At 63.8% G+C, this 10,752-nt stretch carries 12 protein-coding genes; 1 reads left to right on the top strand and 11 read right to left on the bottom strand.

Features of this window, described 5'->3' with window-relative positions; genetic code table 11:
* The 9 genes from EN935_RS01160 to rplS form a co-directional block, all read right to left on the bottom strand.
* Window positions 1–936, bottom strand: a 936-nt coding sequence (locus EN935_RS01160) for a GGDEF domain-containing protein (RefSeq protein ID WP_164770988.1), incomplete at its 3' end; no start/stop codon positions are given.
* Between the two features lie 76 nt (window positions 937–1,012).
* Window positions 1,013–2,209 carry a GGDEF domain-containing protein gene (locus EN935_RS01155; RefSeq protein WP_109663848.1) on the bottom strand — a complete coding sequence of 399 codons (1,197 nt, stop codon included), beginning with the start codon at window positions 2,207–2,209 and terminating at the stop codon, window positions 1,013–1,015.
* Between the two features lie 161 nt (window positions 2,210–2,370).
* Window positions 2,371–3,780, bottom strand: coding sequence for a 3-isopropylmalate dehydratase large subunit (gene leuC, locus EN935_RS01150; RefSeq protein WP_109663845.1), 1,410 nt, complete (start codon window positions 3,778–3,780; stop codon window positions 2,371–2,373).
* Between the two features lie 360 nt (window positions 3,781–4,140).
* Entirely contained in the window at window positions 4,141–4,776 is a 636-nt protein-coding gene (locus EN935_RS01140; RefSeq protein ID WP_127262245.1) for a class I SAM-dependent methyltransferase, read from the bottom strand.
* Window positions 4,777–4,830: 54 nt separating this feature from the next.
* Window positions 4,831–5,640, bottom strand: a complete 810-nt coding sequence (locus EN935_RS01135) for an amino acid ABC transporter permease (protein WP_109663838.1) — start codon at window positions 5,638–5,640, stop codon at window positions 4,831–4,833.
* A 92-nt stretch (window positions 5,641–5,732) separates the two neighbouring features.
* The gene (locus EN935_RS01130) at window positions 5,733–6,530 is read right to left on the bottom strand and encodes a transporter substrate-binding domain-containing protein (protein ID WP_126066893.1); all 798 of its coding nucleotides are present in this window, start codon (window positions 6,528–6,530) and stop codon (window positions 5,733–5,735) included.
* 175 nt (window positions 6,531–6,705) lie between these two features.
* A complete protein-coding gene (locus tag EN935_RS01125; RefSeq protein ID WP_127262246.1) occupies window positions 6,706–7,206 on the bottom strand; it encodes a MarR family transcriptional regulator in 501 nt (166 codons plus the stop codon).
* Window positions 7,203–7,637 (bottom strand): organic hydroperoxide resistance protein, encoded by a 435-nt coding sequence (locus EN935_RS01120; protein ID WP_127262247.1) that lies wholly within the window; start codon window positions 7,635–7,637, stop codon window positions 7,203–7,205. Before EN935_RS01120 ends, EN935_RS01125 begins: the two co-directional genes overlap by 4 nt.
* 138 nt (window positions 7,638–7,775) lie before the next feature.
* On the bottom strand, window positions 7,776–8,306 hold the full coding sequence (gene rplS / locus EN935_RS01115; protein ID WP_127262248.1) for a 50S ribosomal protein L19: 531 nt from the start codon (window positions 8,304–8,306) through the stop codon (window positions 7,776–7,778).
* A gap of 328 nt (window positions 8,307–8,634) precedes the next feature.
* On the opposite strand from rplS, the gene EN935_RS01105 reads away from it, so the two are divergent.
* Window positions 8,635–9,387, top strand: a complete 753-nt coding sequence (locus tag EN935_RS01105) for a sulfite exporter TauE/SafE family protein (RefSeq protein ID WP_109663824.1) — start codon at window positions 8,635–8,637, stop codon at window positions 9,385–9,387.
* On the opposite strand, the gene trmD is transcribed toward EN935_RS01105, so the two are convergent.
* Window positions 9,369–10,070, bottom strand: a complete 702-nt coding sequence (gene trmD / locus EN935_RS01100) for a tRNA (guanosine(37)-N1)-methyltransferase TrmD (RefSeq protein WP_127262249.1) — start codon at window positions 10,068–10,070, stop codon at window positions 9,369–9,371. The genes EN935_RS01105 and trmD overlap by 19 nt on opposite strands.
* Window positions 10,067–10,666: a ribosome maturation factor RimM gene (gene rimM, locus EN935_RS01095; RefSeq protein WP_127262250.1), complete on the bottom strand. Its 600-nt coding sequence runs from the start codon at window positions 10,664–10,666 to the stop codon at window positions 10,067–10,069. The genes trmD and rimM overlap by 4 nt, the downstream gene beginning before the upstream one ends.
* Window positions 10,667–10,752: the final 86 nt, after the last annotated feature.

Raw genomic sequence — 10,752 nt, 5'->3', positions numbered from 1 at the left:
CGGCAGGATGATGGCGAACTCCTCGCCGCCGATGCGGCCGGCGACATAATGCCCGGCGGCGGCTTCGCGCAGGAAGCCTGCGAAAGTCTCGATCACCCGGTCGCCGGACGCATGGCCGAAACTGTCGTTGACGCTCTTGAAATGATCGAGATCGGCGATGACCAGCGCGACCGGCACGCCTTGCCGCATCGCGCCCAGCACCGCCAGCTCCGCATGGCGGGTGAAGCCGCCGCGGTTGAGCAGGCGCGAAAGCGTGTCCGTCTCCGATTTCGACGTCACTTCGGCGAGCACGTCGCGAACCAGGATGGCCAGCATCAGCAGCGCCAGCGCCAGCGCAAAGACAGTGCCGAGCGATTGCGACACCAGCGCGTAGTTGCTTTGCAGATAGGCCTGCGGATTGGCGCCCCAGCCGCCAAGCGCATGCGCGATGAACGGCTTGGAGGCAAACTGCAGGCCGCTGGCCGCCAGAACGGCCATCAATATGCGATCGAGACGGGCGGGCCTTTGCCTCGATGACCAGACGATGGCCAGCCCGATGAATTGCATGACCGCATAGGGAAGCTGGTAGGCCATCATGCGGACCAGCGACTGGCGCTGCAGGTCTTGCACGAAATACACAGCTATGGTGGTGGCGACGAGGAACAACAGCATCGGCTTCCAGGGCGGCGCCACGCCGTATTTGCGGGCAAGCCCGCCATTGAACGCAATGGTGGCGCAAAGGAAGACCGCGAAGGCGGCAACGACCGGGAGCCGCGCGTCACTGAAAGCGGGAATGCTGAATTCGATGGCCGAATAGGCCATGCCCAGCAGATAGCCAAATGCCAGCCAGCGCGCCGGTGCGCGGCCGACATCATGGAAGGCGACCGCCATGAAGGACGCCGCCAGCAGGCCGGCTACCGACAAATTGATCAACAGGATGAAGTTGGCGCCGCTCATGTTCTTCCCGCACCCGCGCCAACAGCTAAGCATCGACGGGCGAAGAAGACGTTAACGCCGGCACGGCACGGCCGGATCAGCCCACCTTGAGCGGCTCCGGCACGAACGCCGTCTCCGGCCGCTCATAGGACAGGCGCACACTGTCGCGGCCGTTCTTCTTGGCCTTGTAGAGCGCGTCGTCGGCACGGCGCATCAGCGGCTCCAAAGCCTCGTCGCCGCTGCGGGCCGCCACGCCGAAGCTGGCTGTCACCTTCGTCCCGGCGGGGAGCCCGTCGACGTGGCCGGCCGAATAGAGCGTGCGCACCGCCTCGGCGAACAGCCGCGCGGCGGCGAGGTCGCTGAGCGGCAGCAGCACGGCGAATTCCTCGCCGCCGATACGCCCGGCAACACCGCGCGTGCCCGCCGCCGACCGAAGCTTGGCGGCGAAGTCGGCGATCACGCGATCGCCCGCCGCATGCCCGTGCACATCGTTGAGCGCCTTGAAATGATCGAGGTCGGCCAGCACCAGCGCGACCGGGAACCGGGCCGAGGCGCAGTGCCGCAGCAGCAGCATGCCTCGCTCCTCGAAGCCACGCCGGTTGAGCAGGCCCGACAGCGGATCGGTATAGGTTTCGGTCTTCAGCGCCTTCATCACGTCGAGGGCCGCGGCGGAGAACAGGCACAGTGCAATGAGCAGCGACAGCAGTGCATGCGATAGCAGCGCGGTCGTCCAATAGGACGAGCCATAGAACCCGTCATAGCCGGTGAAGGGCCCATGCGCGATGACGACGACAAGGGTGCGCACGAAGAAGTTGACGCCCGACAGCAGCGACAGCACGAACAGGATGTTTTCGGTCGGACCGTTGCGGCGCACCGGGCGCAGTTCGGCGGCGACCAGAAGGCTGATCCCGCCGAAAGCGAAATTCATCGCCAGAATGCGCCAGGTGAGATCCGGCGCGACGAACAGGAACCAGCATAGCGACGCCAGGCCGCCGCCTGCCAACACGCCGATCCCCACATAGGGCACCTTGCGGCCATAGCGGTGGACGATGGCGCTGGACAGGCAGCAGCCGGCGATGGTGAAGCAGATGTTCGACGCCAGCTTGGTCAGCGGCATGCCGATCGGCAAGGTGAAATACTGCAGCAGAAAGCCGACCGCCGAGAGACCGTAGCTGATCCCCAGCACGGCCAGATAGGGGCGGTGGCGTTGATAGGACCATAGCACGAGGAACGCGGCGCCGAGCGCCAACGCGATCGTCGGGTTGAGCAGCGCTATGAGCAGACCCGTGTCCAAACGACTGTAATTTCCCCACTTACGTCGGGGAAGACCTTAGAGCGCAAGCCCAAACAAGCGGTTAAGCGAAAGCGAACATGTCGACGAACTGGATGAAAAAGGCCCCGGAGCCGCAAAGCGGTCCGGGGCCTGGTCTGTGTTCGAAGCTGGGCGCTCCGGAGTTACTTCCACTCGCGGATGTCGACGAAGTGGCCGGCGATCGCCGCCGCCGCCGCCATCGCCGGCGACACCAGATGGGTGCGGCCCTTGAAACCCTGCCGGCCCTCGAAATTTCGGTTCGAGGTGGAGGCGCAGCGCTCATGCGGTTTCAGCCGGTCGTCATTCATGGCCAGGCACATCGAGCAGCCCGGCTCGCGCCAGTCAAAGCCGGCGGCGACGAAGATCTTGTCGAGGCCTTCGGCTTCCGCCTGTTCCTTGACCAGGCCAGAGCCCGGCACGATCATCGCATCGACATGCGGGCTGACCGTCTTGCCTTCGACCACTTTGGCGACGGCGCGCAGATCCTCGATGCGCCCATTGGTGCAGGAACCGATGAAGACGCGGTCGAGCGTGATGTCGGTGATCTTGGTCCCCGGCGTCAGACCCATATAGTCGAGCGCACGCTGCTTGGAGGTGCGCTTGTTCTCATCGGTGATGTCGTCCGGGTTCGGCACGATGCCTTGCACCGATACAACGTCCTCGGGCGACGAGCCCCAGGAGACGATCGGCGGCAGCTTGGCCGCGTCGAGCACGATCACCTTGTCGAAATGCGCGCCCTCGTCGGACTGCAGCGTCTTCCAATATTCGAGTGCCGCATCCCAGGCCGCGCCTTTCGGAGCGCGCGGCTTGTCCTTGACATAGGCGAAGGTCGTCTCGTCGGCTGCGATCAGGCCGGCGCGCGCGCCTCCTTCGATCGACATGTTGCAGATCGTCATGCGGCCTTCCATCGACAGCGCACGGATCGCCTCGCCGGCATATTCGATGACATAGCCGGTACCGCCGGCAGTGCCGATCTCGCCGATGATGGCCAGGATGATGTCCTTGGCGGTGACACCTTCCGGCAACTGGCCGTCGACACGCACCAGCATGTTCTTGGCCTTGCGCTGGATCAGCGTCTGCGTCGCCAGAACATGCTCGACCTCAGATGTGCCGATGCCATGCGCCAGCGCGCCGAAGGCGCCGTGGGTCGAGGTGTGGCTATCGCCGCAGACGATGGTCATGCCGGGCAGAGTAAAGCCCTGCTCCGGACCAATGATATGAACGATGCCCTGGCGGATATCGTTCTCGGAATAATATTCGACGCCGAAATCCTTGGCGTTTTTGGCCAGCGCCTCGACCTGGATGCGGCTTTCCTCGTTCTTGATGCCGAACTTGCGCTCGGGCGAGGTCGACACATTGTGATCGACCACGGCCAGCGTCTTTTCCGGATGCCGGACTTTTCTGCCGGTCATGCGCAGGCCTTCGAAGGCCTGCGGGCTGGTCACTTCATGGACGAGGTGGCGGTCGATGTAGAGCAGGCAGGTGCCGTCGTCCTGGCGGTCGACGACATGGTCGTCGAAAATCTTGTCGTAGAGGGTGCGCGGTGCGCTCATGTGCGTAAATCCGTCGATATGAGAATGGGAAAGAGCAGACGCCTGACTTTCGGCCCGGCGAAACGACCTGGATAGGTCGGCCTAGGTAAGTCGGCTGGTCAGCGCCCCGGACACGCGCGCGGAGAAGCGCGACGGCAGGCGTTTCCTGTCCTGCAGCACGAACCCCTTGTAGGCCGGATCGCCAAAAAGCTCTTCCATGGCGTGGCTCATACCAATGTTTTGGGTTTTCGGCAATTGCGGCGTTCAGCGCCGAGACGGTTGAGGGGTGTTGGAGTGCTGGCGGTGCCAAGCTGGAACACCCCTCATCCGACCTCGCTTCGCGGGGCCACCCTCTCCCGCAAGGGGAGAAGGGAAGTGGGGTCACAACACTTCAAACACAAAGGTCTTCACCAGCGCGTCAGGCTCGGCGATGGCGTAACACCTAAACCAAGAGCTTTCCTCGACCGGGCGCCATTTCCTCGCCTGCTCCAGTTCGTCGAACACTGCCTGGAAGCCGCCGCTTTCGAACACCTGGTCGCGCACGGTGAAGATGGCATGGCCGCCCTCGCGGGTGATGCGCACCAACTCGTGCAGGCCCGATGCCGGCGCATGGCTGATGGTGAACACGCCGGTCGAAAAGAAGGCGCGGAAATACCCGTCCGGCCATGGCAGCTTCCCGCCCAGCATCGCCTGTTTCAGCTCGCTGTAGGCATTGCGGCTGCCGGCGATCTTCAGCATGTCGTCGGAAAGGTCGAGCCCGGCAATGTCGCGGTAGCCGAGCGCCTTCAGCGACGGACCTGACAGGCCGGTGCCGCAGCCGGCATCGAGCAATGGTCCATCGCCCGCCGGCACATGCCGCGCTACCCAGGCGGTGATCAGGAACGGCAGGAGATAACCGAGCGAGGCGGTCTCGCTGTCATAGGTCGCGGCCCATGCGGCATAGGCCTCCGCCAGAGCTTCCGGCGTGTCGGCCGTATAGACGGAATCCAGCGCCGCATTGGCTTTGTCGACGATCATGGAACCTCCTCAACGAGAATGCTCAGGGATCGTAACGCTGTCTTCGCCGAAAAACTATTCCTCGTGCTGACGGCGCAACCGCCGTTCCAGCGCCCGCAGCGCCAGCGACAGGCCGACGGTCAGGATGAGATAGATATAGGCGACGATCGAATAGGTCTCGAAGAAGCGGAACGAACCGGCGGCATAGACCTTGCCCATCTGGGTGATGTCGGCGACGCCGAGCACCGAGACCAGCGAGGAATCCTTGACCAGTGCGACGAAATCATTGCCGAGCGGTGGCAGGATGGTGCGGATCGCTTGCGGGAATACGATCAGCCGGAAGCGTTGCGCCCGGCTCAGCCCGAGTGCCTTCGCCGCTTCGATCTGGCCCTTCTCCACCGCCTGGATGCCGGCCCGGAAAACCTCCGAGATGAAGGCCGAATAGCCGATGGTCAGCGCCATGATGGCGCGCCACAACAGCGACACGTCGCGCACCAGCAACTCGCCGAACAGGCCGGCGCTTTGCAGCGGCGCGGTCAGCGCGTTCCAGGCCGCGACGAAGGCCGGCGCACCGGCAAAGGCGATCCAGAACAACAGCACCAGGATCGGCACGCCGCGGATGATCTCGACATAGAAGCGAGCGATCTGCCGCAGCCAGCGCGAGCCGGACATTCCCATCAGCGCGATGCCGAGCCCAATGGCTGACGCCAGCACAAAGGCGATCACGGTAACGAAGATGGTGATGCCGATGCCCTTGGCGACCGTGGCGAAAACCTGGGCGTAGAGGTTGCTGGTGGCGACGAAGACGGCCACCGCGACCGCGATGGCTATGGCAACGACGAGCCACCAGGGGAAGTCGGCTTTGGAGGTGGAAGCGGGGGGCATCAATGCCCAACGCTGGTGAGCAGCTGCCTTCTTGTCAACCACCCCTGTTCATTGGCGTTTGCGATTAGCGGAACCCGTAGCGACAACAGGGCCTATTGCCCCATCTTGTAGTCAAGAAACCACTTCTTGTTGAGCGCATCGAGGGTGCCGTCGGCCTTGAGCGACGCGATCGCCGCGTTGACCGGCTTGACCAGATCCGAACCCTTCGGGAAGATAAAACCAAAATCCTCGGTGCCGAGCGGTCCGCCGATCAGCTTCAGCTTGCCTTCGGAGGCATCGACATAGCCCTTGCCGGCGGTGCCGTCGGTCAGCACGACATCGACGTCGCCGGACTTCAGCGCCTGCACCGTCGCGCCGAAGGTCTCGAACAGCTTGATGCGCGGGTTCTGCTCATTGCCGTCGAGCACGCTGTAGACGGCGGTGTAGAAGGGCGTCGTGCCGGCCTGCGCGCCGATCAGCCCATCCTTGAAGGCGCCGAAGGTCTTGGCGTCGGTGAAGCGGCTCTCGTCGCCGCGCACCAGCATGAACTGTTCCGAGCGCATATAGGGGTCGGAGAAATCGACCTTCTCCTTGCGGTCGTCCTTGATGGTGATACCCGTCATGCCGATGTTGTACTGGTTGTCGGAAACCGCCTGGATCATCGCATCCCAGGATGTGTTCTGGTACTCGACGGCAAAATTCAGCCGCTTGGCGATTTCGTTCATCGCATCATATTCCCAGCCGATCTGCTTGCCGGTCTTGGCATCGATGAACTGCAGCGGCGGATAGGCGTTTTCGGTGACCACCACCACCTTCTTGCCGCCGAGGTCGGGCAAAGCCTGCGCGAAGGCGGCAACGGGTGCCAGAACGAGGGCAAGCAGGCCTGCCAGCAGCAGTTTCGATTTGGTCATGACACACTCCCCGGAAATTGAAGGACCCAGACATGGCCGGGCTTGTAGGAAAATCCGGCGCCGACTTTAGCTTTCCGCAAGCGTCATGCAAGACGGTGCGCTGCGTCAGCGCACGTGAAAACGGATTCCGATGCCTGCAATCCCGGGATTCCAGGACGATCCTTGCGATCCGCCGTCAATCGCGGACCGGCGCCGCGGCGCTGGCTTCACGCAAACCGTCGATCAGTCGGGTCAAGGTATGATGCAGGGATTTCAGCTCGTCGCCATCGAGCGGCGAATGGCACCGCATCGCGGCAGACACCGCTTTCGCGCCCTCGCGCAGCGCCCGTCCCTGCTGTGTCGGTTCGACCAGCACCCGGCGTTCGTCGGCGGCATCGCGCCGGCGCGTGACTAGGCCATTGCCTTCCAGGCGCTTGAGCAATGGCGTCAGCGTTGCCGAATCGAGCCCCAGCGCATCGCCGAGTTCGCCGACGGTGCGCGGTGCATGCTCCCACAGCGCCAGCATGGTCAGATATTGCGGATAGGTCAGGCCGAGCGGCTCGAGCAGCGGCCGGTAGAGCCGCGTCATCAGCCCGCTTGCCGAATAGAGCGCGAAGCACAGATGCTGGTCGAGCTTCGGTATCCCGGCGAAATCCGCCGGGACATCGATGACATCGCTTGTCTGCTTCGTGGTCATGCTGCCTTTGCCGGAAGTGCCCTGGCCGAAAGCGCCACTTCAAGGTTGCCTTTGATGGCGTTGGAATAGGGGCAAATCTGGTGCGCCGCCGATACAAGCGCTTCCGTCGCCGCCTGATCAAGACCTTTCGTTTCCGCCGCCAGGGAAACGCCAAGCACAAATCCGCCCTGCGCATTGGTGTGCAGGCTGACATTGGCCGTCACCGAAGCATCCTGCAAGGGCAGCTTCTGCTTGCCGGCGATGAAGCGCATGGCGCTTTCGAAACAGGCGGCATAGCCGGCGGCGAACAGTTGCTCGGGATTGGTCGCGCCGCCCTTGCCGCCCAGTTCCTTCGGCATGGCAAGGTCGAGGCTGAGCAGGCCATCGTCACTCTGGACATGGCCGGCGCGGCCTCCGACGGCGCGGGCTTGGGTGGAATACAATGCAGACATTTCGCTTCTCCATTTAAATCGTGCACGATTGTTTAGTACACGATATAAATTGAGTCAATTGCGGATTTCCTGCCAAACCCTTCCGGAAACGAAAAAAGGCGGCCGAAGCCGCCTTTTTGAACATGCTCGTCGAAAACCTTATTCGGCAGTGGCTGCTTCCGCTGCCTTGGCGGCTTCGGCTGCCTCGGCGGCGTCCTGGGCGGCCTTCTCGACGGCCAGAGCCTCGGCGGCTGCCACCTTCTCGGCCTCGATGCGGGCCTTCTCGGCGTTCAGCGCATCGCGCTCCTCATCGTTCAGCTTGCGGGCGCGCACGCCGGTGTTTTCCGAGATACGGGCCGACTTGCCGCGACGATCGCGCAGATAATAGAGCTTGGCGCGACGCACCTTGCCACGGCGAACGATCTCGACGCCTTCGACCATCGGCGAGTAGACCGGGAACACGCGCTCGACGCCTTCGCCGTAGGAGATCTTGCGAACGGTGAAGTTCTCCTGGAAGCCGGCGCCGGCGCGGGCTATGACGACGCCTTCATAAGCCTGGACGCGGGTGCGGGTGCCTTCGGTCACGCGGACCAGAACGCGCACGGTGTCGCCGGGCTGGAATTCGGGAAGCTTGCGCTTGGCTTCGATCTTGGCGGCCTGTTCGGCCTCGAGCTGACGGAGAATATCCATCTCAAAAGTCCACTTCTTGTTCTTCCGACAGTCAGAGCGTCCGACACTCGCCTTGCAGTTCCAATGACCGCTCGGCTATGCCCTCTGTCTCCAAGACATTTGTCTTTGAAACATCGGGCAGGGGCGACTACACCGTCATTGTTGACGGGTCCGGCAGATTCTTTCTGGCCGGTACGGGCGGGCACATACAGCTATTTCGCCGCTTTGTCACGCCTTGGCCGCGCATTTTCTGCTTGCATGGCACCATCGTAATCTTGCCGTGCCGGGTTGCGCCGCTCGTTCAGGCTTCCTAAGCCTGAAATAGCACAGTTTTGAGCGGCCGCATTCCATGTCTGTCTTCGACGCAATCCTGCTTTTTCTGGCGGGCTTTCTGTCAGGCGCCGCCAATGCGGTCGCCGGTGGCGGCACCTTCATCACCTTCGGCGCCATGACACTGGTCGGCCTGCCGCCGATCGTCGCCAACGCCACCTCCTCCGTGACACAGTTTCCAGGCTACATCACCTCGACCCTCGCCTACTCGGCCGACATCAGGCATTTCTGGCGCGGCGCGCTGCTGCTGTGCCTGATCTCGGCGGTGGGCGCGCTGGCCGGCGCGCTAATCCTGCTGGCGCTCGACAATCCCTCGTTTCGCGCCCTGGTGCCGTGGCTGCTGTTGGGCGCAACCGCATTGTTTGCAGCCGGACCCTGGCTGAAGCCGGCGCCAAAACCCGGCCATGAAGCGGCGGTGGGTTCGCTGGCCGGTTCGCTGGCGCAGTTCGTCACCGCCATCTATGGCGGCTTCTTCGGAGCCGGCATGGGCGTGATGATGCTGGCGACGCTCGGCCTGACGCAAGCCGGCGACTACCACCGGCTGAACGCTTTGAAGAACATGCTGGCCATGGTCATCGCCGCTGTCGCGATCGTCGTCTTCGTCTCGGGTGGCGTCGTCGCCTGGCCGCAGGCGATCATCATGATCCCAGGCGGCGCGCTGGGCGGCTATGCCGGCGTCTGGATCGCCAAGCGCGTGCCACAGAACGCGGTGCGCGGCTTTGTCGTCGCCGTCGGCCTGTTCCTCGCCTTCTACTATTTTGCCAAGGGGTGAGCAGCGGCAAGCAGGTCCGGACGCCTCTCGGCTGTCAGTCTCTCTGACTCCGCGCGCCGCCAGGCAGCGATCTTCTTGTGATTGCCGGAAATCAGCACTTCGGGAATCTCGCGCCCCTCGAATTCCTGCGGCCTTGTGTAGTGCGGATGTTCGAGCAGCCCATTCTCGAAACTCTCTTCTTCGCCCGATACAGCGTTGCCCATCACGCCGGGCAACAGCCGCACCACCGCATCGAGCAGCACAAGCGCTGCCGGCTCACCACCCGAGAGGATGAAATCGCCGATCGAGACTTCCTCTAATCCCCGCGCGTCGATCAGCCGCTGGTCGACGCCTTCGAAGCGGCCGCACAGGATGACTGCGCCCGGTCCGGCGGCCAGTTCGCGCACGCGCGCCTGGGTCAGCGGTTTGCCGCGCGGGCTCATCAGCAGCCGAGGCCGCACATCGCCATCCGGCGAAGCTTGATCGATCGCCCTGGCCAGAACATCGGCGCGCATCACCATGCCGGCGCCGCCGCCGGCCGGCGTGTCGTCGACGGTGCGATGGCGGTCGGTGGCGAAGTCGCGGATCTGGATCGCCTCCAGCGACCACGTGCCGGCCTCGAGCGCCCGGCCGGCCAACGACAGGCCGAGCGCGCCGGGAAACATCTCGGGGTAAAGCGTCAGCACGCAAGCTGAAAAACTCACCGGTTGCCCCCGGCATCGCTCGGTCCGCGCGGCCTTCCCTTCGGATCGAAGTCTTCCTCGCGCGGGCCACCGCCATCCTCGTCGTCGACCAGCCCGGCCGCCGCCGGATCGACGCGGACGAAACCCTCGGCGATCGACACTTGTGGTACTGCGGCTTGCGTGAACGGGATCAGCACGCCCTTGCGCCCGCCCAATGTCACATCGAGAATGTCGCCACCGCCGAAATTGTGCACGGCGACGACCTTGCCGAGCGCGGCACCCGTGTCGTCCCGGACTTCGAGGCCGACGAGGTCGGCATGGTAGAATTCGTCTTCTTCGCCGTCGTCCGGCAGCATCGAACGGTCGACGAACAGCTCCGTGCCGGCCAGCGCCTCGGCCGCATTGCGGTCGGCAACGCCCTTGAAGCGGACCACGACGACGGTGTTGGCGGGCCTGATGTCGATGATCTGGAAGGCACGGCCGTCCCTGGAATAGAGCGGGCCGTAATCGGCCAGCGCCAGCGGTTCACCGGTGAAGGTCTTCACCCGCAATTCGCCCTTGATGCCGTGGGCGGCGCCGATCACGGCCATCTGGACAGGGTTCTGGGGCTTGCTCATGGCGCGACATCCTTTGGCTTTGCTCTAACGCTCCCCGATTGTCATTTCAATGACGCGCTCTTCACCGCTTCCTAACCCGGCTGCCG

Source organism: Mesorhizobium sp. M7D.F.Ca.US.004.03.1.1, assembly GCF_003998635.1.
In the GTDB taxonomy this organism is placed as follows: Bacteria; Pseudomonadota; Alphaproteobacteria; order Rhizobiales; family Rhizobiaceae; genus Mesorhizobium; species Mesorhizobium loti.
This window is presented reverse-complemented; position numbering and strand designations above follow the sequence as displayed.

Coding starts and splice junctions, on each gene's coding strand:
- EN935_RS01125 (WP_127262246.1), bottom strand. CDS start 7,206: ATGACCACGAAGCAGACAAGCGATGTCATCGATGTCCCGGCGGATTTC.
- EN935_RS01120 (WP_127262247.1), bottom strand. CDS start 7,637: ATGTCTGCATTGTATTCCACCCAAGCCCGCGCCGTCGGAGGCCGCGCC.
- rimM (WP_127262250.1), bottom strand. CDS start 10,666: ATGAGCAAGCCCCAGAACCCTGTCCAGATGGCCGTGATCGGCGCCGCC.
- leuC (WP_109663845.1), bottom strand. CDS start 3,780: ATGAGCGCACCGCGCACCCTCTACGACAAGATTTTCGACGACCATGTC.
- EN935_RS01130 (WP_126066893.1), bottom strand. CDS start 6,530: ATGACCAAATCGAAACTGCTGCTGGCAGGCCTGCTTGCCCTCGTTCTG.
- EN935_RS01140 (WP_127262245.1), bottom strand. CDS start 4,776: ATGATCGTCGACAAAGCCAATGCGGCGCTGGATTCCGTCTATACGGCC.
- rplS (WP_127262248.1), bottom strand. CDS start 8,306: ATGGATATTCTCCGTCAGCTCGAGGCCGAACAGGCCGCCAAGATCGAA.
- EN935_RS01105 (WP_109663824.1), top strand. CDS start 8,635: ATGTCTGTCTTCGACGCAATCCTGCTTTTTCTGGCGGGCTTTCTGTCA.
- EN935_RS01135 (WP_109663838.1), bottom strand. CDS start 5,640: ATGCCCCCCGCTTCCACCTCCAAAGCCGACTTCCCCTGGTGGCTCGTC.